The following is a 25,945-nucleotide window of genomic DNA, read 5'->3' as shown; positions in this document are numbered from 1 at the left end:
CGTAGGGGATATGAATCTTGCTGCAAGATCTTGCAGAAAGACCGTAGGGTGATCGTCGTCACACGTCAACCCGCTGGTCCCTGTCGCTGCAAGAGCTTGCGCAAAATTTCAGTGCGGTCGGGCGACTGGCCAGCACCACTGAATCGTCAATTTGGCGTATCGACGGGGTCGCCAGCGAGACCTAACTTGGAAAGAACTCACGACACGCCCAGGAATGTCCCCGGCGCATGACCCGTGAAGAACGGGGAGGTGGCGCCATGCGCCGGATTCTCATGGCTCTGGCCCTCTGCGTCGGCCTGCTGGCCGCCGGCATCTCACCTGCCTCGGCGGTCCCCACCGACCTGGACTCCTGCCCGACCGACAGGCCGACGCTGTACGACGTGACCATCGGCAACACGAACGTGGCGGACATCGCCAGCGACGGCCACGTCTGGGCCCTCGACTCCTACCTCCAGCATGTCCAGGTGTGGAGGCTTGGGCAGAAGCACTACTGCTTCCGCATCGAGTACGACGGCACCTGGACCAGCTTCGCGGGAGTCAGCCCGGGCGGCACCGGAACGATCAGCGACGGCCTCACCGGCACCTTCTACGGCCTGCGCATCCTCCGGTTGACCGGCGAGTTCAACCCCCAGTATCCGCTCAGCGGCCACGTCGCGGACTTCGACTGGCAGTGCAACGCCGACGGCACCTGCACCGGGCCGCGGCCATCACCCGGCATGTACTTCTCGCCGATCACCAACGTCAACAGCACGTGGAGCGAGTTCCACGCCACCAGTGCGGCCAACGGCACCTGGCACGACACGACGTACGGCTATTCCGGCGACATCACCGACTAGCTGGAGAGCACCAGCCCGCTCGTGGGTACGCCGGTGCCCGCGGTGACGAGCACATGGGCGGCGCCGGCGACCTGGTTCACCGAGGTGCCGCGCACCTGGCGTACGCCCTCGGCGATGCCGTTCATGCCGTGCAGGTAGGCCTCGCCGAGCTGGCCGCCATGGGTGTTGACGGGCAGGCGCCCGCCGAGCTCGATGGCCCCGTCACGTACGAAGTCCTTCGCCTCTCCCCTGCCGCAGAAGCCGAGCTCCTCGAGCTGCATGAGTACGTAGGGGGTGAAGTGGTCGTAGAGGACGGCGGTGTCGATGTCGGCCGGGGCGAGGCCGGACTGGCGCCAGAGGTCCTTGGCGACGACGCCCATCTCGGGGATGCCGATCTCGTCGCGGTAGTAGGAGGTCATCACGTACTGGTCGGCGGCGCTGCCCTGGGCGGCCGCGGCGATGGTGACCGGCGGATTCGGCAGGTCGCGGGCCCGCTCGGGGCTGGTGACGACGATCGCGACGGCGCCGTCGGACTCCTGGCAGCAGTCGAGCAGATGCAGCGGGTCGGCGATCATTCGGGACGCCTGGTGGTCCTCGAGGGTGATCGGCTTCTGATAGAAGAACGCGGCGGGGTTGGTCGCGGCGTGGCGCCGGTCGGCGACGGCCACGGCACCGAAGTCTTCGCTGGTCACGCCGTAGTCGTGCATGTAGCGCCGCGCCTGCATGGCGACCGTCGCCGCAGGGGTCGAGAGACCGAGCGGGTAGGTCCAGGCGTTGTCGATGCCGTTGGTGTTGACCTGCTGGGCGGCCCAGGGCTGTACCTGGCCGAACCGCTGGCCCGAGCGCTCGTTGAAGCCACGGTAGGCGACCACGACGTCGGCGACGCCGGTCGCGACCGCCATCGCGGCCTGCTGGATCGTCGCGCAGGCCGCGCCGCCGCCGTAGTTGATCCGCGAGAAGAACCTCAGGTCGCCCAGGCCGAGCTCGCGGGCCAGCGCGATCTCGGAGCTGGTGTCCATGGTGAACGTGGTCAGCCCGTCGACGTCGCCCGGGGTGAGCCCGGCGTCCTCCAGCGCGGACCGGGTCGCCTCGACGCTCAGCTGGAGCTCGGAACGGCCGGACTCCTTGGAGAACTCGGTCGCGCCGATGCCGACGATCGCCGCCTTCCCGCTCAGGCTCATGCGGCGACCCTCACGGTCCCGGTCACATGGGCACCGAGGGAGACCGATCCGGTGACCTTGATGGTGGCGACGCCGTCCGCCACCTCGGTGACCTCGCCGGAGAACGACAGCGTGTCGTAGGGGTAGGCCGGGGCGCCCAGCCGGATCGCGATGCCCTTGATCTGCACGTCGGTGCCCGCCCAGTCGGTCACGTAGCGCTCGCACAGCGCCGTCGAGGTCAGGATGTTCATGAAGATGTCCTTCGAGCCGGCCGCCTGGGCACGGTCGCGGTCGTGGTGCACGTCTTGGAAGTCTCTGGTCGCCAACGCGGTCGAGACGACCAGTGTCGGGGTGATCGGAAGCTCCCAGGCGGGCAGCTTCTCTCCGGTCCGCAACGTCACGGTCGCCTCCAGATCGGGAGCGTCAGCTCCTCGTCGATGATGTTCCAGTCCACGACCAGGCGTTCGCCGATCCGCAGGCTCTTATCGCCCTCAGGTGGCACGCCGGTCACCTCCGCCACGAGGCGTACGCCCTCGGGCAGGTCCAGCAGGGCGACCACCAGCGGGAGCTCCTTGCCGGGCAGCTTCGGCGCGTGGATGACGGTGAACGAGTAGACCGTCCCCTCGCCGGCGGCCACGACATGACCACGGTCGTACGCGTCGCACTCGTGGCACGCCGGGCCGGGCGGGTGCCGCAGCGCCCCGCAGGCGTTGCAGCTCTGGATCCGGAGCTCCTGCTTGGCGGTGCCCTCGAAGAAGTACGCGTTGTCCCGGCCGATCACCGGGCGCACCGGGCCGCTCACGGCTTCCCCTTGGGGACGAACTTGAGGACGCGGAACAGCATCGTCGCGACCCGCTCGTCGCCCACGTACCAGGTGCTTCTCGAGGTCACGAAGTAGCCGACGCCCATCCCGGTGCCCTTCGGGCCGACTACGGAGTCGAGAGCCGTGGTGACCCGGACCTGCTCACCGACGCGGAGGTAGCGGTCGTAGCTCTGCTCGGAGTTGGTGCCAAGGACGCCGTGGAAGCCGGCGTCGGTGAGCACGTTCATCATCGCGTGGAGCGGATCGCGGTCGGGATGCTTCCCGCCCTGGCCGTACATCGTCCACACCTGGGCCATCGACGGCGGCGCCTCGCCCCGGTGGAACCGCTCGGACTCCAGGCCCATCGCCTCGAGCCAGTTGTTGATCGTGGGCTGGTTGACCAGGTCGCGGGCGTCGCGCTCGGCGGCCTCGCCCCACGCCGTGATCTCCTCGGCGGCGGCCATGATCTTCTCGTGGACCGCCTCGTCGACCAGCGTCTGCTTCTCCGCGCTCATCGGGGCACCCTCGGCATCCCGAGGCCGAACATCGCGATCAGCTCGCGCTGGACCTCCTGGACGCCACCGCCGAAGGTGAGCACCAGGTTCCGCTTCGCCTGGGCGTCGAGATAGTCGAGCAGGCTCTTCGTGTCCGGATCCCCGGGATCGCCGTGCCGGTGGACGAGAGCGATCAGGTCGGCGAGCAGGTGCTGGACCTGGTCGGCGGCGAAGACCTTCGACGAGGACGCGTCGGCGACCTCGATCTCCCCCGCTTCCGCGGCCTTGGCGACCTCCCAGTTGAGCAGCTCGTTGACGCGGAAGACGGCGGTGGTCTTCCCGATCAGTGCGCGTACGTCCGGACTGTCGGTGACACCCTGGGCGCTCGCCCAGCGCAGGACCCGGTCGCGCAGACCCTCGATCCGGCCGGCGGGGCCGAGCATGACACGCTCGTGGTTGAGCTGGGTGGTGATCAGCTTCCAGCCCTGGTTCTCCTCCCCCACCAGCATGTCGGCCGGGACGCGCACGTCGTTGAAGTAGGTCGCGTTGACGTGGTGCGAGCCGTCGGCGGTGATGATGGGCGTCCAGGAGAAGCCCGGGTCGGTCGTGTCGACGATCAGGATCGAGATGCCCCAGTGCTTCGGGGCGTCCGGGTCGGTGCGGACCGCGAGCCAGATGTAGTCAGCGGCGTGGCCGCCGGTGGTCCACAGCTTCTGGCCGTTGACGACGTAGTGGTCGCCGTCGCGCCTCGCGGTGGTGCGGAGACTCGCCAGGTCCGTGCCGGCCTCGGGCTCGGAGTAGCCGATCGCGAAGTGCACCTCACCGGCCAGGATCCGGTTGAGGAACAGCTTCTTCTGCTTGTCGGTGCCGTAGCGGATCAGCGTCGGCCCGACGGTCTGCAGGGTCACGGCCGGCAGGTGCACATCGGCGTACTGCGCCTCGTTGGCGAAGATCGTCTGCTCGACCTCGCCGAGGCCGTGGCCGCCGTACTCCTTCGGCCAGCCGACGCCCATCCAGCCGTCGTCGCCGAGCTGCTTGATGAGCTTCTGGTAGGTCGGCCCGTGCCGGTCCCAGGAGCCCTCGGGGCCGGGGTCGCCCGGCTCACCGTCGTGGGCGAGACCCGCGAAATAGGCTCTGACCTCGGCCTTCAGCGAACGCTGTGCCTCGGTGAGCTCGAGGTTCTTGGCATCGCCGGTCTCGACCGGGACGGCCGCGGCCGGGGTGTCGAGCAGGTGGGCGATGTCGGTGCCCCAGGTGGTGAACCCGAGCAGCGGGTAGGTCACGTCCACACCCATGCCGCCATGCAGGTGGTGGCAGGTGCGGAAGGCGTACGGCGCGACCTGGCTGGCCCAGTAGGCGGCGACCCTCAGGTCGGTCGGCGTCGAGCGGGCGGCATCGGTCGCGGCCACCGCGTTGTCGGCGGCGAGGTCGAGCGTGCGGGAGGCGACGTAGACGTCGGCCATCTGCAGCGCGACCGCCTGGAACTCCGCGAGCGCCCGGCCGAACTGCCGCCGGTTGCTGACGTAGCCGGCAGTCAGGTCGCGCGCGCCGGCGAGCACTCCTGCGGCCGTCGCGGCCAGCCCCGCGGTCGCGAGTCCGGTCAGGGCTTCGAAGGCACCGTCACCCAGCAGCTCGGCCGGGGCATCGTCGAGCACGACGGTGTGCTGTGCGACCTCGCCCGACGTGCTCGCGGGGGCCAGCGTCACTCCCGGACCGCCCGGGTCGACGAGCGCCACGACGGGCGCCCCGGTCTCGGCCGCGGTCGCGGTGACCAGGAGGCGCGAGCTCTCGGCGGCGTACGTCACCCCGTTCTTGCGACCGCTCACGGTGCCGTCGCGATAGGTCGCCGTCGGGGTCTCGGGTCGTCCCGGCTCCAGCCACGCCGGCGTCAGCAGCGTCTCGCCGCTCACCACCCCGGGCAGGATCGCGTCCTGCTGCTCGGGCGTCCCGTGGCCGGCGACCGTCAGCGCACCGACCGCGAGGGTCTCCCAGACCGGCACCCGGACCGAATGGCGACCGGTCTCTCGCAACAGCACCGCGATCTCGGTCAGACCGAACCCCTCACCACCCTGCGCCTCCGGCACGGGCAGTGCGGTCAGGCCGGCGCTCGCCCAGGCCGACCAGTCACCCCGGTCGGACTCGCGGGCAAGGACCTCGGCCACCACGCTGCGTACGGCATCGAGCGTCTCGTCTCCCATGCCGAAACTGTAACGTGTTCTACTTCCTCGCGCGAGGGTCGGCCCATAGATTTCAGATGATCAGGCTGCCCAGGTCGTGAACGATCTGCCGGCCGATCTCGGCGGCCCCTTGACCGGCTCCGGTGGCCACGCCGGCCGCGATCCCCGCGGCCGCACCCTTGAGGTAGTTGATGCCGCGGCGTACGACCGTGCGGTCGGGCTCGTCCTTGGCCACCTCTGCCAGGACCGCCTCACCTTCGACCACGGCCTCCCTCAGATCCTCCTCGGGCAACCCGAGGCCCTCGAGACTCTTCAGCACCTCGGCGACCACCTTCGCGATGTCCGCCTTGCTCGCCGGGTTGACCTGATATTGGACGCTCTCCCGGTTGCCCATCGACATCTGGCCGTTGAAGTCCCTGAAGAACATCGGGTTGTTGTGGATGTTCGTCTCGTCATGGCTGTCGCTCATCGACTTCCCCTTCTCGCTGCTGGACCTGCTCCACGGAACCGTTGCCGACGGCGACCTGCCCGGACACCGGCCCGATGAAGATCGGCGTGTTGTAGATGTTCGTGACGTGCGCGACGACCGCGTCCTGGGCGCTCACCGAGCTCGTCGTGATCGTCCGGAGCGCGGAGGTGAGCCCGATGACGCGTACGAAGTCGTTCTTGGTCACCGCGAGCCCGGCGGCCGCGGTCACGGCGCACCCGAGGATCTGACCGCTGCACTTGTCGAGGACCCGGAAACCGATGTCTGCCGCGTCCGTCACCGTGGTGTCCCTGACCTCGAGGAACGCATCGTGGATCCCGATGACACCGATGGCCCCGGGCCGCAGCAGACTGCTGTCCTCGACCACCAGCGTGCCGGTTCCCATGGCGATCAGGCCGAACGACTCCAGGTCCCGCAGCTCGGAGCGCTTCAGCACCAGGCTCGCCGTGCCCTGGACACCGCCACCGCAGCCGGCGTCCGCGATGACGCTCTGCGCGATCACGATCCGGGCCTCGTCCACGGCCGACAGCGCGAGCGCGCTGCACCCGATGACCGTCGCACCCGTGAAGGTCCCCGTCGACTTGCCGCGAGCGTCGAGGCCGACCGGCGTGTCGGAGACGCGCACGGCGTCGAAGGTCGCTGCGGCGTCGGCGAGAAGCCTGATCCCGGCGAAGCGCAGCCGATTCAGTCGGACGTCGCGGAACCGGGCCTCAGCGCCCTCGACAGCGATCCCCACCGCCGACCGCTCGACCGTGCAGCCACTGACATCGACCGCGCCCCACTGGCCGGCCTCGGCTCCGTCGCCTTTCACGAAGACACCGATCGCCTCGGCGTCCTGGATGACGCACTCCCGGAAGGTCCCGGCACCCCGCTCGGAGACGTTGATGCCGGTCTCCACGCAGCCCACGACGGCGCAACCACTCACCGTCGGGTTCGCCCCTGACCGCGACGAGAACCCATGCCGGGCCTGGCGGACCGTCACGTCGCGTACGGTGCCGGTGGCTCCCTCGGCGAAGCCGATCGCCGTGCCCGTGTCCTCGATGATCGTCGCCTCGATGTCGGCGCGTGCCCCGGCGCCGAGGACCGCCACCATCGTCTGGGCGCACGAGGAGAAGCGGCCAGCGGTGATCGTCACCGACGACCCGGCCTCGACCTTCACCGCGCTGAACCGCGGCCGCTCGATGCGGCACTCCCGCACTCCCACGCGGGCACCGTCGATCACCGCGATCGCGTTGTCCGGGCAGTCCACGAGCTCACAGTTCTCGATGGTCCCCGAGGCGTTCGAGTAGAGCACTCGGCCCCCGCGGAAGATGGAGCTCCGCGCCTCGACCCTGGCGCCCGGCGCGGCCCAGAGGGTGACGGGGCCGCGGGTCTCGACGTCGATCTCCCTCGCCTCGAGCGACCCTCCCCGGCAGACGACGCCTTCGCCGACGTCCGCGATCAAGCGCAGCGCCACCAGGCTGACGGTGCCGTCGCTGTCGAGCAGCGGGCCGGCCTCCGAGCGGATCGTCACCGATCCGGGCTCCTTGGCGACCAACGAGACGTTTCCGCGAACGACCAGCTGCTCGACGTACGTCCCCGGCGCGATCAGGATCCTGGTCTCGCCGAACGATCGGGCCGCCTCGTCGAGCGCCGACTGAATGGTGGGGTGGCCACGACGACCTGCCCTGCCCGTCACCCGCATCGTCCTGACCGACAAGGCGCCGCCTCCCTGGGTAAAGGTTGGACCCGAGCAGCCTAGCGGCTCGCGCCTGCGACGGCAGGAGCTATCGGGGCAGGCCGAGGATCTGCTCGGCCGCGACGTTGCGGAGCACCTGGGTGGTGCCGCCCGCGATCGAGAGACAGCGGGTGAGCTGCGACTGGTGCAGATCCTCGCGCACCTGGGGGTCGTCGGTGAGCGCCAGCGGACCGAGCAGGTCGACGACGAGCTCGGAGGCGTCCTGGCGGTTGCGTACGGTCAGCAGCTTGGCCACCGAGGACTCCGCGCCGGGGCCGCGACCCGCGAGCGCCTTGAGGGTGGAGCGGACGCCGAGCAGCGCGCAGACCGTGGAGAGCGCGACCGCGTGGCCGACCCGGGCCAGCTCGGCCCCACCACGGCCCTTGGCGAGCGCGACGGCGCGTTCGACGCTGCCGCCGAGGTTGGTCGAGGCCATCGCGACCCGCTCGTTGGCCAGCGTGGTGCGGGCCAGGCGCCAGCCACCGTCGACCTCGCCGACGACGAGCTCGTCCGGCACGAAGACGCCGTCGAGGAAGACCTCGTTGAAGAGCGCGTCCCCGGTCAGCTCGCGCAGCGGTCGGACATCGATCCCCTCGCTGCGCATGTCGACCAGGAAGTAGGTGATGCCCTTGTGCTTGGGGACGTCCGGGTTCGTACGCGCCAGGCAGATCGCCCAGTCGGCCTCGGCCGCGAGCGAGGTCCACACCTTCTGGCCGGTCAGCCGCCAGCCACCCTCGACCCGCTCCGCTCGGGTGGCCAGCGAGGCCAGGTCGGAGCCGGCACCGGGCTCGCTGAAGAGCTGGCACCAGACGATGCCGCCGCGCAGCGACGCCTCGACGAACCGCTCGCGCTGGGCGTCGGTGCCGTGCTTCAGGATCGTCGGCACCGCCCACCCGGCGATCTTGATGTCAGGACGGGCCACCCCGGCCGCGGCGAGCTCCTCGTCGATGACGAGCTGCTCGACAGGACCGGCACCGAGGCCGTACGGAGCGGGCCAGTGCGGCGCCAGGTAGGCCGCGTCGACGAGGGCATCTCGGCGCTCCGCCTCGGGAAGAGCGGCGATGGCGGCAACGGCTTCCTGCACTCGGGGACGGATCGCGTCGTCCCTGCCGTCGAGGTCGACACGGACCGAACGGCGGATGCCGGCCACAGCGCGCTCCGCCAGCGCGACCGCGTGGGCGTCGCCACCACCGAGGAGGCTGCGCAGGGCGACCGCGCGGCGCAGGTAGAGGTGAGCGTCGTGCTCGAAGGTGAAGCCGATGCCGCCGAGGACCTGGATGCAGTCCTGGGCAGCTCTGACCGCTCCGTCGAGCGCGATGACACCGGCGGCCTCGGCCGCGAAGGCCCACTGGTCGACATCGTCCTCGGCCGACGCGGCCGCGTCCCAGGCGGCAGCGGCCACCGCCTCGGCGGTCTCCAGCATCTGGGCGCACAGGTGCTTGATCGCCTGGAACGACCCGATCGGCGCCCCGAACTGCTCACGCACCTTGGCATACTCGACGGCCGTCGTCAGGCACCACTGCGCGATCCCGGACGCGTCGGCGGCGGCGAGCGTGAGGGCCGTACGCCGCACCGCCTCGCCGCGCAGGCCCGGGACCTCGACCGCCTCGCCGGCCTCGATGTCGACCCGCACCTCGGCGACCCGCCTGGTCAGATCGGGGCCCACTTGGGGACGTACGTCCACCTGCTCCGCGGCGAGGAGGAACCAGTGCTCCTCGCCGTCGGCGCCGCGGGCGCCCAGCAGCAGCCGGGCGGCTCCGCCGCCGTCGTAGACGACCGGAACCGTTCCACGGAGGCGCTCGTCGAGCTCGAGGGCCGGGTCGAGTGCGATCCCACAGCCACCGGTGGTGACGGCTCCGGCAAGGTCGTCGAGCCCGGCCGCTCCCGCGTGGAACGCAGCGACCGAGGTGCCGAGGAGCGGGCCCGGGACCAGCTCATGGGCGCACGCCTCGAGCGCGACCGCCGCGTCCAGCAGCGTCCCGCCGCCACCGTTCGGCTCGGGCGCCGCGATGCCGGCGACGCCGTACTCCTCGACGCCCCGCCACACCTCGTCGAAGTCCGCGGCGGCAAGGCCCTCGGCAGCACGCGCCAGCGCGATGCCACCCAGGCCCTTCGCCCAGTCGCGCAGGCTCTCGCTGAGGGCTTGGTGGTCGTCGGTGATGCCGATCGGCACTGGAACCTCCTACTATTTCCGCGGCCTTCTGGAATAGAGACTGATGTAGAACGTGTTACAAGTCTAGACTCACGGAGGAACGTGTTTCACTCTCGGGCGCCGATGCGGTTAGCCTGAGATCAGCAGATCGAGATCCGGTCATAGTTCTAGGGGGACAACCAGTGACGTCCGTCAGCACGGAGCCACGCGACACCAACGGCCCCGCCCCGGCCACCGCGCCCACCGGCGGGTCCGCGGCTCAGCGAGAGCGCCGTCGGCGAATCCTCGACGCCACGATCACGCTCGCCGCCGAGGGCGGCTTCGACGCCGTGCAGATGCGCGCCGTCGCCGAGCAGGCCGAGGTCGCGCTCGGCACCCTCTACCGCTACTTCCCCTCGAAGATCCACCTGCTGGTCTCCGCCCTGGCGCGCGAGTTCACCAAGGACGTCGAGCGCTCCGCCGTCCGCGCGACGCCGGGCGACACCGCCCACGAGCGGATCATGTACGTCCTCAACCGCCGCACCCGCGCCCTGCAGAAGCAGCCCAAGCTGACCGAGGCTCTGGTGCGCGCCTTCATGTTCGCCGACCAGTCGGTGACCGGCGAGATCCACGAGGTCGGCACCAGCCTGACCACCGTCATCGCCCGCGCCATGCACGGCACCCCCGACCACGGGGAGGTGACCGAGGAGGAGGCCGCCATCATCCGGATCATCTCCGACGTATGGCTCTCCGCCCTCATCTCCTGGGTCACCGGCCGCATGGACAGCGAGGACGTCGAGAAGTCGATCGACGTCGCTGTACGCCTCCTGCTGCGCTGAGGGTCACCTCGGGCAGTAGTCCCGGTCCTTCTTGCGTTCAGCCCAGTCCTCGGGTCTCATCGCCTGCTGGCACTCATGGATCCAGGTGAGCTGATAGGGGTGCCCCTCAGGGATGCCCGTGATCCCGAACTCGCGGCCGCCAGGAGCCTTGATAGTCATGAGCTCGCGCTTGCCATGGTCGACGTAGTCGACCTCGAGCACCCAGCGGCAGGTCGGCCCCGAGCTCGTCGCCGTGATCGGGATGACCACCGTCTCGCCCTTGGAGAGGGTCACCGTCCGGCTGGCGAAGTAAGGCGAACCGTCCTCCACTGAGGACAGCGTCGGTGCGGACACGTCCAGGTCCGTCTGCAGCAGGATCTTGTTCCCCCCTCCGCCCTGGCGAACGTCCTCCACGACCGTGCCCTCGCGCAGGATCGAGGTGCACGGTCCGGAGCGCTTGGGCCGCAGATCGGTGATCACCACGTCCTCGCTGTGCCGGCCGACCAGGGTGACCTCCCAGGTCACGTTTCCCACGGCGTACCACTCGTGCGTCGCCTGCCAGTCGAGATCGTTGACCGCGCGCAGCGCATGGTCGAAGTCCTTGAACGGCGCCGCGCGCGAACCGTCGGGGATCAGCACCGGCCCGCTCATCGCCTGCCTGCGTACGTCCACCAGCTGGATGCCGTTGCCCGGATCGCTCCATCCTTCGGGCAGGAGCCCGGTGAAGAGATTCTGCAGGCCGGAGCCGAACGTCGCTCCCAGCGAGACCAGGACCACGCCGACGACCCACGCGGTCGGCTTCTTCAGCAGCGACACCGTCCACGGCACGACACCCCGGCGGCGTACGTCGCCGGCCGGCGTCGGCGCCTCCGCCGCTGCCTCCGTCGCGGCCTCGTTCGGGGCCTCCGTCGCGACCTCCTTCGCGGCCTTCTCGGGCCCCTCGGGTCTCTGCCTGGTCATCGGTCCATGCTCCCCTCGGGTACGGGCTCAGCAGTCTCCGGCTCGGTCACGGTTCCGCCGGACAGTCGAAGCGCGAGCGCGACGGCGACCCCGGTCGCCCAGCCGAAGAAGACAGCAAAGCGCAGCGCGTCGGCGACGTTGTCGAACGCGCGGATATAGGCCGGCGGGTTGTAGGCCGGCGGGGCGAGCTCGGGGACCGGGAAGACAGCTCCTTCGACCAGCCCCACGACCACGGCGAGCACCGCGACCATGCCCCAGCACAGCATGACGACGCCGAGCATGCTCGGCTCCCCGTCGCGCTGCCAACGAGCCACCACCAGACGGATCGCGAGCCAGATGAGTGCCACCAGGACGACCGAGCTCAGCGTGCGCGGCAGCCAGATCAACGTGTCGAAGGTGCCGCCGAGCGAGTAGGGATCATCGGGCGCCGCAAGGCTGGCGTGGGCGAACCAGACCACGTGCACCCAGCCCTGGCGCGCATCGACGGCGGCATCGGAGTAGACGTCGGGACCGTAGTCCCACACGAAGCCACCGCCGAGCGCGAGAGCCAGGGTCGGGAGCACACCCCAGGTCGCGCCCCGAACGGCGCGCACCCGTCCCTGCGCACGGTTCAGCTTCGGCACCTTCGCCGAGGAAGGCGAGTCCTCGCGTTCGGCACGTGCCGAAACGGCGGCCGCGAGCTGGACCAACGTCACCACGTGCGCCGCCACCACGCCGCCGACCACTCCGAGGCTGAGGGCCAGCCAGATCCCGTCGTCAGGACGCGACCACGCCATCGCCGACAGCTGCGCGGCTCCGAAGGGAGACGCTACGACGTCCTCCACGATGACGCAGAGGTTCGTGAGTCCGCCGGCGAGGAGGGACGCGCCCAGCACCCGGCCGGCGACGGCGTAGGCGCCGTCACCTCCGGTTCGGATGCTCGCATAGACCAACCCGGAAAGGAGGACGACGAAGACCAGCGCAGGCCACGCGGACTCGGGCGCCGGGGCGTACTCGTACCTGACCACCGATCCCCAGAGGAACGACAGACCGTCGAGCACCCGGGCCAGGAAAGCCCCGAACCACGCGTGCCCGCGCGCCTGCCAGAGCGAGGAGACGCTGCCGGTGTCGACCGGGACGGCCAGAGCGAACGAGTAGAACCAGGCAAAGACGGCGACCACGGCCATGGTGGCGAGCGCACTGCGTCGTCGAGACAAGTTCTGTTGGCTTTCGGTTCGTCCCCGGTGACTGAAAACTGCGCATCGCAGTATGCCGGAGTCGAGCCTCCCGCGTGGCCGACTCACCCATGCCGAGGCGTCACCTCCGTCGGCCGAGACGGCACCGCGGCGACCTCTCGGCCGACGTATGTGACGTCTCGTCCGTCCTGGCCGACGCCTCGGCAGGGATCAGCCGCCGAACGCGTGGGTGGCGGTGGCGCCGCCGTCGATGGCGATCTCGGCGCCGGTGACGAAGCCGGACTCGTCCGAGGCGAGGTAGACGTACAGCGGCGCGATGTCCTCGGGGTGGCCGACACGCTTGAGGGCCACCTTGGACGCGCCGAACTCCATGGCGGCATCGTCGGCGCCGACACCGCGGGTCATCGACGTGTCGATCATGCCGGGGTGCACGGAGTTGACCCGGATACCGCTGGGGCCGAGCTCGAGCGCGGCGGCCTTGGTCATGCCGCGGATGGCGAACTTGGTGGAGGTGTAGCCGGCCACGAAAGCCATCCCCGCCAGCCCCTCGATCGAGGAGGCGTTGATGATCGAGCCGCCGCCGTGCTCCTTCATCGTCGCGATCACCGAGCGCATCCCGAGGAAGCAGCCGAGGGTGTTGACCCGCCACAGCAGCTCGAACTCCTCGACCGGCTGGGTGAGGATCTCACCGAAGCGGAGGATGCCGGCGTTGTTGGCGAGGACGTTGACCGGGCCGTACGTCTCGGCGGTCTGCGCCACCAACGCGGTCCAGGACTCCTCCGAGCTCACGTCGTGGTGCGCGAAGAGCGCCGACTCACCCAGCGAGTCGGCGAGCAGCTTGCCGGGCTCGTCGGCCACGTCGGCGATGACCACCTTGGCGCCCTCGGCCACGAAGGCCCGCGCGATGGCGGCCCCCTGCCCCTGCGCGCCACCGGTGACGATCGCGATCTTCCCGTCGAGGCGGAGCCCTCGACATCCAGCATCGTCGAGACGTGCCATCACTGCTCCTTGTCGTCCTTCAGCTTGAGCTGCATGATCGAGTCGGCCGAGAACCCGGCCGCGGGGTCACGGTCGGCGAACCAGCCGCCGACCTCCTTGTCGAGCGAGTCCAGGTCCCAGGCGGCGTTGTCGAACCGCTCGGCCACCGTGGGTGGCGCGAGGACCGCGATCATCCCGCCGTAGACGACGAAGACCTGCCCGGTGATCGCGGCCGCGGCCGGCGAGGCGAGGTAGGTGACCAGCGGCGCCACGTGCTCCGGACCGTAGGAGTCACCCGAGAGCACGCCCTCGGTCATCGCGGTCGCCGCCCGCGGGCAGATCGCGTTGGCGCGTACGCCGGAACGGCCCATCGAGCGCGCCGTCGACATCGTCAGCGCGGTGATCCCGGCCTTCGCGGCGCCGTAGTTGGCTTGTCCGGGAGGCCCGGACAGGAACGCCTCCGAGGAGGTGTTCACGATCGCCGCGTCGACCGGCGCGCCGGTCGACTTCGCCACCGACCGCCAGTGGGCCGAGGCGTTGCGGGTCAGCAGGAAGTGGCCGCGCAGGTGGATGCGTACGACGAGGTCGAACTCCTCGTCGGACATGTTGAAGAGCATCTTGTCGCGGGTGATGCCCGCGTTGTTGACCACGATGTCGAGGCCGCCGAAGCCGTCGACGGCGGCGGCGAGCATCGCATCGGCCGTGGCGCGCTCGCTCACGTCGCCGGCCGCGATCACCGCCTCGCCGCCGAACCCGCGGATCTCTTCGGCCGCCTCCTCGGCGGAGCCGGGCAGGTCGTTGAGCACCACCCGGGCCCCGGCCCGGGCGAGGGCGACCGCCTCGGCCCGTCCGAGCCCCGCTCCGGCGCCGGTGACGATGGCGATCTTGCCGCTCAGGTCAACGCTCACGTGGTGCTACTCCTCGATTCTCAGGGCCGCCTTGGGGCAGCCGGCCACGGCCTGCTCGACGCGGCCGCGGTTCTCGTCGGTCACCGTCGGGTCCTCGATCTGCAGGTAGTCGTCGTCATCGATCTCGAACACGTCGGGCGCGAACGCCTCGCACATCCCGTTGGACTCGCACAGGTCGAAGTCCGCGATCACCTTTGCCATCTCCGTCTCCTTTGTTCGTCGCCGTCATCCGGCAGAGCCCTGACCGGGCAGAGCGCCCAGCTTGCGATGGTCCCAGCTTGCGACCTTGTCGGGCTCGATGACGATGCCGACGCGCTTGTGGGCCTGCTTCGAGACCAGGTCCTCGCCGAGCTCGCCCAGGCGGTGTCCTGAGCTTGTCGAAGGGTCGGCACCGCCGGCCATCCGAGCCATCACCCGCAATCCGATGGCCTTGATCTCGTCGTAGTCCTCGACGAGTCGTGCCTTGCCGGTGATGCTCACCCCGCGCAGCTCGAAGTAGTCCTGGCCGTCCTCGACCAGGCAGGTGACCCGCGGGTCGCGCCGCAGGTTGCGGACCTTCTGGGAGGACCCGTACGTCCAGAAGACGATCTTCCCGTCGACGAGCACGTAGAACAGCGTCGTCAGGTGCGGCGCACCGTCGGCGCCGACGGTCGCGACCTGCACCTTCATCTGCGAGTCGAGGAAGTCCTCGATCTCGGTGTCGGTCAGCTGTACGGACTGGCGGGAGCCGGCCATGTGCCCTCCTCGAGCAGCGAAACTAGAACACGTTCTACCATATCAGGGACAGCGATGCCCCACGAAGGGACCTCATGCTGAGACCTGCCCATTGTCTCGGGCTCCGCTTCGACTAGGACGCGGCCTTCATCTCGGAGATGAGCCAGCCGCCGTCGTCCTTGACCAGCGTCAGCACCTCCCAGGTCGGACTGACCACGGTGTTCTTCGTCTTCGGCGCGGTCGCGCTCTGGTTGACGAAGAGCAGCACCTTCGCGGACTCCTCCGTCGCCGAGATGATCGAGGCGGCGCAGTCCTCGTCGATGCAGGCCTTGCCCTTCTCGGCCGACTTGGCACCCTCCTCGGAGAGCGGCGCCACATCGGCGTCGACCTTGATGCCGAGGTCGGCCTGCTCCTTGCGCTTGTCCTCGCCGGGCAGCGTCTTCTCGTAGTCCTTCTGCATCGCCGACGTCATCAGCTTCTTCGCCGCCGCGATGTCCTTCTCCGCACTGGCGGCCCGGTAGGACATCACGGTCTGGGCGAGTCCGACCGAGTGCTCCATGATGGCCGCCCGGGAACCGGCCGCGGTCAGCTCGCCGCCCGGTGCCACATCGTCCTTCGACGCCAGTTCCACGGCCAGCCAGAGCACGCCGCCGGCCACCAGGACGAGTACGCCGAGAACGGCCGTCAGCACGCGGCTACCGTCGCCCAGCCACCGCTCGGCGAACCCGGCGCGCTCCCCGGTCTCACCCTCACCCTCATCCTCAGGTTGAGACTCTGTTTCGGCCTCGGCCCCCGCCGGAGCAGCGTCCTCGTCGCGTACGTCGTGGTCCTCCTGGTCCTCCGGCTCCTCGGCCGGAGGCAGCAGGTCGGACCCGCAGTAACGGCACTTGATCGCGGCGGCCTTGATCGTCTCCGCGCAGAAGGGGCACTCCTTCTGGCCGGTGGAGACCGATCCGTTCGCTCGTACGCCTGTCATCAGTTGACTCCTGCCAGGTCGGACATGCGCCATCCGACCTTCGTCTTGGCCAGCGACACCTTGAAGCGGTACTTCGAGCACCGCGCTCCGTCGTAGGGGCAGGTGTCGCTCTTCTTCAGCTCAGTGGTCTGGCTGCTGGTCACGACCGAGTCCACGGCGACCAGCACGACCGCCTTCTTCGACCCGATCGCGCGGATGCCGACCTGCCTGACCTTGCCCTTGGAGATGGTCTGGGCGGGGATCGCCGCCTGCCGGATCTGCTCGGCGATGGCGGTGTACTCCTTGCCGAAGGTGCCGGTCGAGATCTCCTTGACCGCCTGGATCCGGGGATCCATGTCGCGGTAGTCGACGTCGAGGAAGGCGATCACGCCGTCCTCGGCGACCGACTTCACCTCGTCGTAGTCGGCTGCCGCGGCCTCGGCGGGCGTCGTCCAGGGCAGCACCCGGGCGCCACCGATGAAGACGGCCGCCGCCAGCACGACCAGGAGCACCACCACCGCCGCGAGCACGGTGTTGAGCCGCCCCAGTCTGGCGAGGGAGACCTTGACCTCGAGGGGATTGTCGGCACTCACTTCGACAGGCTCAGTACGTCGCATCGGATTCACTCCTCCCCCAGGATCATCGATCGCCAGGAGTCGTCGGACAGGGCGGAGACGAGGCCTCCGTCATCGGTCGGGGCGGACATCGTGACCGTCTTTCCGTCGGGAAGCTCGGTGCGCCCGGTCTTCGGGTCGTAGGTCGTGACGTACTTCCCCACCCCCTCGGGCTTCGGCACCATGTTGACGCCGCGCTGCATGATCGGGTGGTCGCCCTGATAGCCGGGCTGGGCGCGCTCGTCGGTGCACTTGGCCGGATAGAGCGGCTGGTCCTCCATCACGGTGCCGGGGATCCACTGGTCGGCGGGCTTGTAGCCCTTCTGGCACGGCGGGGTGGTGTAGACGTAGCCCATCGACAGGTGACCGTAGCCGTCGCCGGGCGAGCCGGTCCACCCTGTCGCCACGACACGAGGGAAGGTCACCAGCGTCTGCTCGATCGCCGGCAACCGGGCGGTGAGCACCTCGTTGACCGTGCTGAGGTTGGCCAGAAAGACCGGCAGCAGCGGCTGCAGCCCGTCGAGCAGCGACTGCACCTGGACCGCGGTCGCCTCGCCGCCCTGCAGGATCTCGCGCAGTTCCGGGTCCCGCTTGTCCAGGGTCGCGGTGACCTCCTCGAGCCCCTTGGCGAACTCGCGGATGTCGCCGCTGTGCTCCTTCTGCGTCTGGAGCACCGTCTGACTGGTGTTCAGCAGCCGGACGGTCTCCTTCTGGTGCGCCGTGGCCTCGTCGACCAGCGTGGAGCCCGAGTCGAGCAACGTACGCAGGTTCTCGGCGTTGCCGCGGAACAGCGTGCCCAGCTCGGCGACGACGGTGCTCAGGTCGTCTCCGTTGATCGAGGTGGTGAAGCTGTTGAGCTCGGTGAGCAGCTGGTCGGTGGTGCCGGGCATCGACTCGGGCCCGGCGGTCACGACGTCGCCCTCGGCGAGGTAGGGACCGGCGGCGGAGTCGGGGATGAAGTTGATGTACTGCTCCCCCACCGCCGAGAGGTTGTGGACCTCGACCTTGGCGTCCCGGGGCACCTCGGTGCCGGGGTCGAGCTCGAGCCCGGCGCGTACGCCCTCGTCGGTGACGGTCATCGAGGCGACCCGGCCGATGCTGATGCCGCGGTAGTTGACCTCGCTGCCCTCGTAGAGACCACCGGAGGCCGGCAGGTCGACCGAGACGTCCACGTGCCGACCCAGGACCCGGTCGACGACACCGAGGTAGGCGGCCGAGACGTAGAAGATCCCGACCGCGGCGAGCACGAGGAAGACGACCAGCTTGTTGCGTACGCTCCGGGTCATCAGCTGCCACCTCCGAGCAGTCCGAGGAGGCCGGCCAGGCCTCCGGTGGTCGGCTCGGCCGTGGGCGAGTCGGTGTCCGTCGGCGCCGAGAGACCCTCGGCGATCTCCGGGACCAGACCGTCGAGCCCCGGCGTCTTGGTCGAGGCCGAGCTCTTGGGCAGCAGGTCGGTGATGTCGGGCAGCTCGGGCGTCTTCTCGCCGGGCTTCGCCGCGGTGTCCTCCTTGCCGACCACCGAGCAGACGATCTGCATGTTCGTCAGGTCGCACAGCGCCTTGGCCAGCGGCTGGATCGCCTCGCACCCCTTGGAGTAGGACAGGCAGATCTGGAAGACCTGGGGCAGCAGGCCGGGCGACTTGCCGTTGGTGAGGCTGCCGACCAGCTTGCCGAGGTCGAGGTCCATGTGGAACAGCGCGTTGGAGTAGTCACCCATCGCCAGCCCGGCGGCGTTCTCGGGGAACGGGAAGCTGGCCGCCATCATCAGGCCCCTCGGCAGCGAGTCGCCCGCGTCGGCGAGCTCACGCAGTGTCGGGGCCAGCTCGTCGAGCGCCGTGGTCAGGTTGGCCCCGCTCTGGTTGATCACCCGGGTCGCGACCACCCCGAGCCGGTCGAGCGCCTTCATCATCTTCAACAGGTCGGCGTGCTGCTGGCGGAGCACCTCCAGCGCCGGCCCGAAGGAGTCGATGGCGGCCTCGATCTTCTCGGACTCCTTGTTGAGGGTGCGGGTCAGCCGGTCGACCTGCTCCATCGCCTTGATGATCGAGCCCTTCTGCTGGTTGAGCGAGGCGACCGTGGTCTCGAGGTTGCCCAGCAGCGCCCGCATGTCACCGGTGCGCCCGTCCATCATGGTGTTGAGCTCGTCGCTGATCGTCTTCAGCTGCCCGACGCCCCCGCCCGCCAGCAGGAAGGAGAGCGCGCCGAGCACCTCCTCGACCTCGGGGTTGCGGTTGGTGCGGTCGAGCCCGATGGTGGCGCCGTCGCCGAGCTTGCCGGCACTCGCGACGGTGGACCCCTCGGGCGCCACCAGGGCGATGTACTTCTCCCCCAGCAGGCTGGTCTGGCGTACGTTGGCCAGCGCGTCGGCCGGAAGCTCGATGTTCTTGCGGATGGTCATCGTGACCTTGGCGTGCCAGCCCTCACGCTCGACCTTGTCGACCTGGCCGACCGGGACGTCGTTGGCCATCACCTTGGTGCGCGGCACCACGTCGACGACGTCGTTGAACTCCGCGGTCACGACGTAGCCGTCGCCCTCGCCCACCTCTTTGCCGGGCAACGGCAGGTCATAGGCCTGTACGCCGCATCCGCTCGCCACGGCGACGACGCCGAGCATCGCCGCGGCGGCCCACAGACGTCTCATTTCTTTCCTCCCGACATCAGGTCCTGGAGCGACCCGCTGAGCTCGGTGATGCCGCCCTGGGTGACCACTTCGGGCTCGACCTCGGGCTGCTTGGCCTGGGTGCCGGTGTCGAGCGGCAGCCCGGTGCCGGTGTCGCGGTCGGTGGGCGCGCTGCCCTCGGTGAGCGCCTCACCGACCTGCGCGGTGGACCCGGTCGGCAGCAGCGCCTTGAACAGTGCACAGATCTCCTTGGCCCCCGGGATCTGGTCGTTCTCGACGACCATGCAGAGGATGTTGGACAGGTCGGAGCCGATCGGCCCGACCTGCAGCCGGAAGCCGACCGAACCGGAGGCAGGGTCGAAGGACTCGGCCAGGTTGCCGATCCCGAGCGGCGCCAGGTCGATGACGGTGCCGAGGGTCTCCTTCTCCTTGGCCAGGATGTTGAGCGTCTTGTTGAGCTCCTTGACGTCGCCGACCAGGGCGTCGGAGTTGTTCTCCACGAAGGACTTGGTCACCTTGACCGCCTGCGCGATCGCCACGAGCGCCTGGTCGAGCTCGTCGCTCTCCCCGGCCAGCTGGCCGGAGACGGTCGAGAGGTCGGTCAGGAACTTCTCGGTCGTGTCGTCGTTCTTCGCCAGCGTCCTGGTGACCTCGGAGAGCTGGGAGAGAGTGCTGAAGAGCTGCTCGGAGTTGCCGCCGAGCACCTGGGCCGCCTCCGACATGTCGGCGATCGCCTGATTGCCGATCTTGCCGTTGCCCTCCAGGGCGTCCGCCCCCTCGCGCAGAACGTCACTGAGGGCGCCGTTCTTGTTCGCCCCGTTGGGTCCCAGCGCCGTGGTCAGCTCGGAGAGGCTGGCGTAGATGCGGTCGAGCTCGACCGGGACCGCGGTGCGCTCGATCGGGATCTGACCACCGTCGGCCAGGGCCGGCCCGCCGGTATAGGCCGGGGTCAGCTGCACGAACCGGTCCGCGACCAGCGTCGGGGTGACGATCGCGGCCTTCACGTCCTTGGGCAGCTTGTAGTCGCTCTCGTACTCGATCACCGCGTCCACGTGGTCGCCCTTCGGCTCCAGCGAGGCGACCTTGCCGACCTTGACGCCCATGATCACCACGTCGGAGCCCTCGTAGATGCTCACCGCCTGCGGGAAGCTCGCGGTCACCAGCTTGGTGTCGGGCGCGGCCACCTCGGAGACGAGCAGCAGCCCGCACATCAGCACCAGCGCGACCGGCAGCGCCGCCCACTTGGACCTCAGGCTGGGACCCGAGGGCCGCTCCGTGCCCGCGGCCGGGACGTACGGCGCACCACGCCGTCGCGCGGCGATGCGCCGCGGCGAGTCGGTCAGTCGTTCGATGATGCTGGTCATCGCACCGCCTCCGTAGCGCAAGCGCCAGGATACGGACGCGGCCCGATGAAAGATCCCACTGTTCGCTCGCTTCGCTCGTTCATTGCACGATCCCTGGTCGTCGTCCGGGCACGAACTCACCGCTCACGATGCCGGTCAGGTTGGCGAGGTAGGCGTCGAACCAGGGGCCGGTGCCGATGATGTTGATCAGGATCGACGCGTACGGACCGTAGTTCTGGATGGTCTTGGTCAGGTCCTCGTCGCGGGCGTTGAGGAACTTCAGCGCCGTGTTGAGGGCATCGAGGGCGGGACCGATCTGCTTCTGGTTCTCCTTCACCAGGGCCTGCAGCTGCTCGGCCAGAGCGGTGGCGTTGACCAGCAGCTGGTGGATCGCCTGGCGGCGCTGGATCAGCTCGGCGAAGACCTGGTCGCCGTTGTCCATCACGCTGATGATGTCCTGCTTGCGCTGGTTGACGAGCTGGACGACCCTCTCCGCGTCCTGCAGCAGCGACTCCAGCTCGTCGCCGCGGGCGGCGATCGTCTGGGAGAGCGCGGCGATGCCCTGGAAGGCGCCCTGCACCTCGGGGCCGGCCTTGTCGAGCGTGCCCGACATGGTGGTCAGCGCCTTGGCGAGCTGCTGGGTGTCGATCGCCTCGGTCGTCTCGGCGAGGTCGCCGAAGGTGCCGACGATGTCGCTGCCGGCGCTGGTGCGGGCCAGCGGGATCGTCGAGCCGGCCTCGAGCGTGTGGCCGCCCTGTGGGGTGATGTCGAGGTACTTCTCCCCCAGCAGGTTGAGCACCCCGATCTTCGCCTCGCTGCGGTGGCCGATCTCGGTGCCCTCGACCGAGAAGGAGACGACCACCTTGGCGCCCTCGATCTCGATGTCGCTGACCCGGCCCACCCGGATCCCCGCGATCTCCACCCGGTTGCCGACGTGCAGGCCGCTGGTGTCGGAGAACTCGGCCTGGTAGGTGGTGCCGGCGAACCAGGGCAGCTTGCGCAGGTTGAACGCCGCGGTGAGCGCCAGCGCGATGACGACGATCGTGATCACGCCGGTGCGCTTGAGCTGGGTGTCGGAGTGGTGCGCCATCAGAGCTTGCACCTCTCGGCCCGGCTGTAGAACGCCACGTTGTCGAGCTGCTTCTGGATCGCCTTGACGGCCGGCGAGTTGTCGAGCAGCTCACCGAGCGAGGGCAGCTTGATCGAGAAGTCGAGGTCGCAGAGGTAGTAGTTGTACCAGGAGCCGTAGCTGCCGATCCGCGCCTGCGACTCCAGGGTCTCCGGGAGCCGCTCGAGGGTCTTGTCGAGGAGCTTTTGGTTGCCCGGCTTGTTGAGGATGTCCACCACGCGCTCGAGCTGCTTGATGTCCTCCTTCACGAACGGGCGTACGTCGGTGAGCAGCCCGGCCAGCTCGTCGGTGAGGTCGCCGATCGAGGAGATCGAGTCGCCGATCGCCTCCTTGTCGCGCGCCAGGTCCTTCATCCAGCCGCTGAGCTGCTGGATCAGCTCGGCCAGCTCGGTGTGATGCTCGTTGACCGTGTTGAGCGTCTTGGACAGGTTGGTGATCACGTCGCCGATCAGCTGGTCGCGCTCGGCCAGGGCGCTGGTCAGGTCGGCCGTCTCGGAGAGCAGGCTCGCGACCGTGCCGCCCTCGCCCTGCAGCACCCGGATCAGGTTGAGCGAGAGCTTGTTGACGTCCTTGGGCTGCAGCGCCTGGAAGAGCGGCTGGAACCCGTTGAAGAGCTCGGTCAGGTCGAGGGCCGGGGTGGTGTTGGCCATCGCGATGGTCTGGCCCTGCCGCAGCGGGGTGCCTTCCGATACCGGCTCCTGCTGGCCGGCGTCCTGGGTCAGCGCCAGGTAGCGGTCGCCGACCAGGTTCAGGTAGCGCACCTGGGCGCCGCTGGCGGTCGTCAGCGGCACCGTCTTGTCGACCCGGAAGGTGACCATCGCGTGGTCGCCGCCCTCGATCTCGACGGAGAGCACCTCCCCCACGGTGATGCCGGCGACGCGTACGTCGTCTCCCTCGCTCAGGCCCGAGGCGGTCGTGAACTCGGCACGGTAGGGCACCCGGTCCCCGAACCCGACGTTGCCCATGATCGAGGCCAGGGTGCCGGTGACCATGATCGAGAGGACGGTGAAGATGACCAGCTTCGTCCCGGCGACAGTGGTCTTCAGATCGCGCTTGTTCACTGAAGACCCCCGTTCCCGGGTGCCCACGGGACGTCCTCGGTGCCGTTCTTCAGCTCCATCGGGTCGGCCGGAACCTTCGGGTTCGGCAGCCCGTCGCACCACGGCCCGTGGCCGATCTCGCCCCACTCGGGACGGTCGTCACGGCCGTACGCCGGCTTCTGGGTGCCGTCGAGGACCATGGTCTGGCGCACGCGGTTCTGCTGGAAGACGGTCGCCAGCAGCTCGGTGTAGTCGTCGAGACCCCGGAGCAGGCAGGTGTACTCCGGGGAGTAGTCGGCGAGCAGCTTGAGGAGCGGTACGGCCAGCTCGGTCTCGTACCTGATCGCCTTCTCGTTCTCGGCGAGCAGGTCCTTCGAGGTCTCGGCGACGCCGGTGACGGAGGTGAGCAGGCCGCCGAGGCGCTCGCGCTGGGCGGAGACGGTCTTGGCGGTGGTCGTGGTGTTCTCGAGGACCTTGACCAGGTCGGGCGCGGCCATGGAGTAGGTCTCGGCGACGTCGGCCATGTCCTCGAGATCGCGTTCGAGTGTCGGGAGGTGGACGTTCATCTCTTCGAGGTAGTCGTTGAGCTGGACGAGGGTCTCGCCGAGCTTCTCCCCGTTGCCGGAGAGCGCGGTGGCGAGGGCGTGCAGGGTGCTGTTGAGGTCCTGGGGGCGGATCGACTTCAGCAGCGGGAAGAGCCGGGCCAGGATCACGTCGAGCTCGACGCTGGTGCGGACCCGGTCGGCGGGGATCACGGTGCCGTTCTCCAGGGCGCCGGTGCGCTTCCCCGCGGGGTCGATGAACTCGACGTACTTCTGTCCGAACAGCGTCGTCGGCTTGATCGCGACGCTGACGTTGGCGGGGATCTGCTCGGCCTGCTCGGGCTCGAGGCCGAGCTCGATGACCGCCTTCTTGCCGTCCTGGTGGATCTCGCGGACCTGGCCGACGATGACGCCGTGCATGCGGACGTCGCCGTAGCGCGGCAGCTGCAGGCCCGCCCGGTCGGCCTCGACGCTGACCGTGGTGAACTGCACGAAGGCCTTCTGGTAGATCGCCACGCAGAGCGTGATCAGCAGGGCGAGCGTCACCGTGAAGGCGATCCCGGAGACGAAGAGCTTGGTGTGCTCGGCGCGAGTGTCGCGCTGGATTCCCATCAACATCCGGCGCTCACCCCGTGATCCTGACCGTGGTCGTCGAGCCCCAGATCGCGAAGCTCAGGAAGAAGTCGGCGACGACGACGGTGACGATGGACGTACGGATCGCCTTGCCGACCGCGATGCCGACACCGGCCGGGCCGCCGGAGGCGGTGTAGCCGTAGTAGCAGTGGATCAGGATGATCGCGACCGCGAGGATGATCAGCTTGAGGAAGCTGTAGAGGATGTCGATCGGCGGCAGGAACGCCAGGAAGTAGTGGTCGTACGTCCCGCCCGACTGCCCGTACATCAGCGTCGTGATCAGCCGCGGACTGAGGTAGGAGGCGCACAGGGCGACGACGTAGAGCGGGATGACGGCCAGAAAGCCGGCGATCATCCGGGTGGTGACCAGGTAGGGCAGGCTCGGCACGCCCATCGCCTCGAGCGCGTCGATCTCCTCGCTGATGCGCATGGCGCCGAGGCGGGCCGTGTAGCCGCAGCCGACCGTCGCGGCCAGCGCGATCGAGGAGATCAGCGGCGCGACCTCGCGGGTGTTGAAGAACGCCGAGATGAACGCGGAGAACTTCGCGACGCCGATCTGACTCAGGCTGGCGTAGCCCTGGATGCCGACCTCGGAGCCGGCGAAGAAGGCCATGAACGCGATCACGCCGACGGTGCCGGCGATCATGGTCAGGCCACCGGCGCCGAAGGCGACCTCGGCCAGGATGTTGAGCACCTCCCGCTTGTAGCGGCGGATGGTGCGGGGCGCCCAGGCCAGGGCCTTGGCGTAGAAGATCAGCTGGTCGCCATAGCCCTCGACGGCCTGGCGCTGCTCCCTGACGATCTGGTTGCCCACCTGGGCGAGCGTGTTGGACACCGGTGGATCACAACCCGTCCTGAGGAACGATCTGGAAGTAGACCGCGGTCATGATGGAGTTGAGGACGAACAGCATCATGAACGCGATGATCACGGCCTCGTTGACCGCTCGGCCGACGCCGCTGGGGCCACCCTGAGCGTTGAGGCCGTTGTAGGCGCCGATGATCGCCGCCAGGAAGCCGAACACGGCCGACTTGACCATCGAGATGTAGAGGTCCGGCAGGCTCGCCAGCGCGGTGAAGCTCGACAGGAACGCGCCGGCCGAACCACCTTGGACGATCACGGTGAAGAAGTAGCCGCCGCCGATCCCCGTCGCGATCACGATCCCGTTGATCATCACCGAGACGAACAGGCAGGCGAGAACTCGCGGGATCACCAGCCGGATCACCGGGTCGATGCCCAGCACCTCCATCGCGTCGATCTCCTCACGGATCTTTCTCGAGCCCATGTCCGAGCAGATCGCCGACCCGGCGGCCCCGGCGATGATCAGCGCTGCCGCCATCGGCGCCGCCTCCCTGACCACCGCGAGCACGGCCGTCGCACCGGCGAACGACTGCGCCCCGAGCTGGCCGGCGAGGTTGCCGACCTGGAGGGAGATGACCGCTCCGAACGGGATCGAGACGAGGATCGCGGGCATCATCGTGACGCTGGTGATGAACCAGGCCTGCTCGAGGAACTCCCTCATCTGGAACTTGGTCGTGAACGTCCCCTTGACGACTTCTCCGGTCATCAAGCCCATCCCGCCGACGCCTCGGACAAGCGAGGCGAACTGCACTGCCATCCTTCACCTTCCGCGAGGTCTTGTGACTCGGCTCACGTTTCAAGCCTGTAGTAGAACACGTTTCAGTTCCGAGGGCAACGACCATCCCTGACGTGTCCGCGAACAGGGTGGGAGGTA

General features: G+C 69.0%; 26 protein-coding genes. 2 read left to right on the top strand and 24 right to left on the bottom strand.

Going from position 1 to position 25,945, the window contains the following annotated elements; genetic code table 11:
- The first annotated feature begins 257 nt into the window (after nt 1-257).
- Nucleotides 258-836, top strand: coding sequence for a hypothetical protein (locus ACIA03_RS17750; protein WP_396984777.1), 579 nt, complete (start codon nt 258-260; stop codon nt 834-836).
- Here ACIA03_RS17750 and ACIA03_RS17745 read toward each other — a convergent pair.
- The 8 genes from ACIA03_RS17745 to ACIA03_RS17710 form a co-directional block, all read right to left on the bottom strand.
- Nucleotides 833-1,996 (bottom strand): lipid-transfer protein, encoded by a 1,164-nt coding sequence (locus tag ACIA03_RS17745; protein ID WP_396984775.1) that lies wholly within the window; start codon nt 1,994-1,996, stop codon nt 833-835. The two genes, ACIA03_RS17750 and ACIA03_RS17745, sit on opposite strands and share 4 nt — an antisense overlap.
- The gene (locus ACIA03_RS17740; protein ID WP_350720193.1) at nt 1,993-2,376 is read right to left on the bottom strand and encodes a MaoC family dehydratase; all 384 of its coding nucleotides are present in this window, start codon (nt 2,374-2,376) and stop codon (nt 1,993-1,995) included. The genes ACIA03_RS17745 and ACIA03_RS17740 overlap by 4 nt, the downstream gene beginning before the upstream one ends.
- Entirely contained in the window at nt 2,373-2,777 is a 405-nt protein-coding gene (locus ACIA03_RS17735; protein WP_396984772.1) for a Zn-ribbon domain-containing OB-fold protein, read from the bottom strand. Before ACIA03_RS17735 ends, ACIA03_RS17740 begins: the two co-directional genes overlap by 4 nt.
- Nucleotides 2,774-3,292 (bottom strand): MaoC family dehydratase N-terminal domain-containing protein, encoded by a 519-nt coding sequence (locus tag ACIA03_RS17730; RefSeq protein ID WP_396984770.1) that lies wholly within the window; start codon nt 3,290-3,292, stop codon nt 2,774-2,776. Before ACIA03_RS17730 ends, ACIA03_RS17735 begins: the two co-directional genes overlap by 4 nt.
- Nucleotides 3,289-5,469 (bottom strand): acyl-CoA dehydrogenase, encoded by a 2,181-nt coding sequence (locus ACIA03_RS17725; protein WP_396984768.1) that lies wholly within the window; start codon nt 5,467-5,469, stop codon nt 3,289-3,291. Before ACIA03_RS17725 ends, ACIA03_RS17730 begins: the two co-directional genes overlap by 4 nt.
- Before the next feature lie 52 nt (nt 5,470-5,521).
- Nucleotides 5,522-5,917 carry a hypothetical protein gene (locus tag ACIA03_RS17720; RefSeq protein WP_396984766.1) on the bottom strand — a complete coding sequence of 132 codons (396 nt, stop codon included), beginning with the start codon at nt 5,915-5,917 and terminating at the stop codon, nt 5,522-5,524.
- Nucleotides 5,901-7,613, bottom strand: a complete 1,713-nt coding sequence (locus tag ACIA03_RS17715; protein WP_396984764.1) for a right-handed parallel beta-helix repeat-containing protein — start codon at nt 7,611-7,613, stop codon at nt 5,901-5,903. Before ACIA03_RS17715 ends, ACIA03_RS17720 begins: the two co-directional genes overlap by 17 nt.
- An 88-nt stretch (nt 7,614-7,701) precedes the next feature.
- Nucleotides 7,702-9,825: an acyl-CoA dehydrogenase family protein gene (locus tag ACIA03_RS17710; RefSeq protein ID WP_396984762.1), complete on the bottom strand. Its 2,124-nt coding sequence runs from the start codon at nt 9,823-9,825 to the stop codon at nt 7,702-7,704.
- A 161-nt stretch (nt 9,826-9,986) separates the two neighbouring features.
- On the opposite strand from ACIA03_RS17710, the gene ACIA03_RS17705 reads away from it, so the two are divergent.
- Nucleotides 9,987-10,622 (top strand): TetR family transcriptional regulator, encoded by a 636-nt coding sequence (locus ACIA03_RS17705; protein WP_396984760.1) that lies wholly within the window; start codon nt 9,987-9,989, stop codon nt 10,620-10,622.
- A gap of 3 nt (nt 10,623-10,625) precedes the next feature.
- Here the strand turns inward: ACIA03_RS17705 and ACIA03_RS17700 are convergent, their stop codons facing one another.
- The 16 genes from ACIA03_RS17700 to ACIA03_RS17625 form a co-directional block, all read right to left on the bottom strand.
- Nucleotides 10,626-11,561 (bottom strand): hypothetical protein, encoded by a 936-nt coding sequence (locus ACIA03_RS17700; RefSeq protein WP_396984758.1) that lies wholly within the window; start codon nt 11,559-11,561, stop codon nt 10,626-10,628.
- On the bottom strand, nt 11,558-12,727 hold the full coding sequence (locus ACIA03_RS17695) for a hypothetical protein (protein WP_396984756.1): 1,170 nt from the start codon (nt 12,725-12,727) through the stop codon (nt 11,558-11,560). The genes ACIA03_RS17700 and ACIA03_RS17695 overlap by 4 nt, the downstream gene beginning before the upstream one ends.
- Before the next feature lie 219 nt (nt 12,728-12,946).
- Entirely contained in the window at nt 12,947-13,735 is a 789-nt protein-coding gene (locus tag ACIA03_RS17690; RefSeq protein ID WP_396984754.1) for a glucose 1-dehydrogenase, read from the bottom strand.
- The gene (locus tag ACIA03_RS17685; RefSeq protein WP_396984752.1) at nt 13,735-14,622 is read right to left on the bottom strand and encodes an SDR family oxidoreductase; all 888 of its coding nucleotides are present in this window, start codon (nt 14,620-14,622) and stop codon (nt 13,735-13,737) included. Before ACIA03_RS17685 ends, ACIA03_RS17690 begins: the two co-directional genes overlap by 1 nt.
- A 6-nt stretch (nt 14,623-14,628) precedes the next feature.
- Complete coding sequence (locus ACIA03_RS17680; RefSeq protein WP_160023224.1) at nt 14,629-14,823, bottom strand: ferredoxin; 195 nt, start codon at nt 14,821-14,823, stop codon at nt 14,629-14,631.
- A gap of 24 nt (nt 14,824-14,847) precedes the next feature.
- Complete coding sequence (locus tag ACIA03_RS17675) at nt 14,848-15,357, bottom strand: pyridoxamine 5'-phosphate oxidase family protein (RefSeq protein WP_396984749.1); 510 nt, start codon at nt 15,355-15,357, stop codon at nt 14,848-14,850.
- A 112-nt stretch (nt 15,358-15,469) separates the two neighbouring features.
- Complete coding sequence (locus ACIA03_RS17670; protein ID WP_396984747.1) at nt 15,470-16,312, bottom strand: hypothetical protein; 843 nt, start codon at nt 16,310-16,312, stop codon at nt 15,470-15,472.
- On the bottom strand, nt 16,312-16,884 hold the full coding sequence (locus ACIA03_RS17665) for a hypothetical protein (protein WP_396984744.1): 573 nt from the start codon (nt 16,882-16,884) through the stop codon (nt 16,312-16,314). Before ACIA03_RS17665 ends, ACIA03_RS17670 begins: the two co-directional genes overlap by 1 nt.
- Before the next feature lie 29 nt (nt 16,885-16,913).
- Nucleotides 16,914-18,191 (bottom strand): MCE family protein, encoded by a 1,278-nt coding sequence (locus ACIA03_RS17660; RefSeq protein WP_396984742.1) that lies wholly within the window; start codon nt 18,189-18,191, stop codon nt 16,914-16,916.
- The gene (locus ACIA03_RS17655) at nt 18,191-19,546 is read right to left on the bottom strand and encodes an MCE family protein (RefSeq protein WP_396984740.1); all 1,356 of its coding nucleotides are present in this window, start codon (nt 19,544-19,546) and stop codon (nt 18,191-18,193) included. The genes ACIA03_RS17660 and ACIA03_RS17655 overlap by 1 nt, the downstream gene beginning before the upstream one ends.
- Nucleotides 19,543-20,889, bottom strand: a complete 1,347-nt coding sequence (locus ACIA03_RS17650) for an MCE family protein (protein ID WP_396984738.1) — start codon at nt 20,887-20,889, stop codon at nt 19,543-19,545. Before ACIA03_RS17650 ends, ACIA03_RS17655 begins: the two co-directional genes overlap by 4 nt.
- 79 nt (nt 20,890-20,968) lie before the next feature.
- Nucleotides 20,969-21,958, bottom strand: a complete 990-nt coding sequence (locus tag ACIA03_RS17645) for an MCE family protein (RefSeq protein ID WP_396984736.1) — start codon at nt 21,956-21,958, stop codon at nt 20,969-20,971.
- A complete protein-coding gene (locus tag ACIA03_RS17640; protein ID WP_396984734.1) occupies nt 21,958-23,058 on the bottom strand; it encodes an MCE family protein in 1,101 nt (366 codons plus the stop codon). Before ACIA03_RS17640 ends, ACIA03_RS17645 begins: the two co-directional genes overlap by 1 nt.
- Nucleotides 23,055-24,197, bottom strand: coding sequence for an MCE family protein (locus ACIA03_RS17635; protein WP_396984732.1), 1,143 nt, complete (start codon nt 24,195-24,197; stop codon nt 23,055-23,057). Before ACIA03_RS17635 ends, ACIA03_RS17640 begins: the two co-directional genes overlap by 4 nt.
- 7 nt (nt 24,198-24,204) lie before the next feature.
- On the bottom strand, nt 24,205-25,047 hold the full coding sequence (locus ACIA03_RS17630) for an MlaE family ABC transporter permease (protein ID WP_396984730.1): 843 nt from the start codon (nt 25,045-25,047) through the stop codon (nt 24,205-24,207).
- 7 nt (nt 25,048-25,054) lie between these two features.
- Nucleotides 25,055-25,786 (bottom strand): MlaE family ABC transporter permease, encoded by a 732-nt coding sequence (locus ACIA03_RS17625; protein ID WP_396984925.1) that lies wholly within the window; start codon nt 25,784-25,786, stop codon nt 25,055-25,057.
- Nucleotides 25,787-25,945 lie beyond the last annotated feature (159 nt).

The organism is Nocardioides sp. NPDC051685 (assembly GCF_044453405.1).
In the GTDB taxonomy this organism is placed as follows: Bacteria; Actinomycetota; Actinomycetes; order Propionibacteriales; family Nocardioidaceae; genus Nocardioides.
Note: the sequence above shows the minus strand (reverse complement) of the source record. Positions and strands in the feature narration are given on the sequence as shown.

Excerpts from the sequence above, each read along its gene's own strand:
- ACIA03_RS17750 (WP_396984777.1), top strand. The coding sequence starts at position 258 with ATGCGCCGGATTCTCATGGCTCTGGCCCTCTGCGTCGGCCTGCTGGCC.
- ACIA03_RS17745 (WP_396984775.1), bottom strand. The coding sequence starts at position 1,996 with ATGAGCCTGAGCGGGAAGGCGGCGATCGTCGGCATCGGCGCGACCGAG.
- ACIA03_RS17730 (WP_396984770.1), bottom strand. The coding sequence starts at position 3,292 with ATGAGCGCGGAGAAGCAGACGCTGGTCGACGAGGCGGTCCACGAGAAG.
- ACIA03_RS17725 (WP_396984768.1), bottom strand. The coding sequence starts at position 5,469 with ATGGGAGACGAGACGCTCGATGCCGTACGCAGCGTGGTGGCCGAGGTC.
- ACIA03_RS17720 (WP_396984766.1), bottom strand. The coding sequence starts at position 5,917 with ATGAGCGACAGCCATGACGAGACGAACATCCACAACAACCCGATGTTC.
- ACIA03_RS17700 (WP_396984758.1), bottom strand. The coding sequence starts at position 11,561 with ATGACCAGGCAGAGACCCGAGGGGCCCGAGAAGGCCGCGAAGGAGGTC.
- ACIA03_RS17695 (WP_396984756.1), bottom strand. The coding sequence starts at position 12,727 with ATGGCCGTGGTCGCCGTCTTTGCCTGGTTCTACTCGTTCGCTCTGGCC.
- ACIA03_RS17690 (WP_396984754.1), bottom strand. The coding sequence starts at position 13,735 with ATGGCACGTCTCGACGATGCTGGATGTCGAGGGCTCCGCCTCGACGGG.
- ACIA03_RS17680 (WP_160023224.1), bottom strand. The coding sequence starts at position 14,823 with ATGGCAAAGGTGATCGCGGACTTCGACCTGTGCGAGTCCAACGGGATG.
- ACIA03_RS17675 (WP_396984749.1), bottom strand. The coding sequence starts at position 15,357 with ATGGCCGGCTCCCGCCAGTCCGTACAGCTGACCGACACCGAGATCGAG.
- ACIA03_RS17670 (WP_396984747.1), bottom strand. The coding sequence starts at position 16,312 with ATGACAGGCGTACGAGCGAACGGATCGGTCTCCACCGGCCAGAAGGAG.
- ACIA03_RS17660 (WP_396984742.1), bottom strand. The coding sequence starts at position 18,191 with ATGACCCGGAGCGTACGCAACAAGCTGGTCGTCTTCCTCGTGCTCGCC.
- ACIA03_RS17655 (WP_396984740.1), bottom strand. The coding sequence starts at position 19,546 with ATGAGACGTCTGTGGGCCGCCGCGGCGATGCTCGGCGTCGTCGCCGTG.
- ACIA03_RS17650 (WP_396984738.1), bottom strand. The coding sequence starts at position 20,889 with ATGACCAGCATCATCGAACGACTGACCGACTCGCCGCGGCGCATCGCC.
- ACIA03_RS17645 (WP_396984736.1), bottom strand. The coding sequence starts at position 21,958 with ATGGCGCACCACTCCGACACCCAGCTCAAGCGCACCGGCGTGATCACG.
- ACIA03_RS17635 (WP_396984732.1), bottom strand. The coding sequence starts at position 24,197 with ATGTTGATGGGAATCCAGCGCGACACTCGCGCCGAGCACACCAAGCTC.
- ACIA03_RS17625 (WP_396984925.1), bottom strand. The coding sequence starts at position 25,786 with ATGGGCTTGATGACCGGAGAAGTCGTCAAGGGGACGTTCACGACCAAG.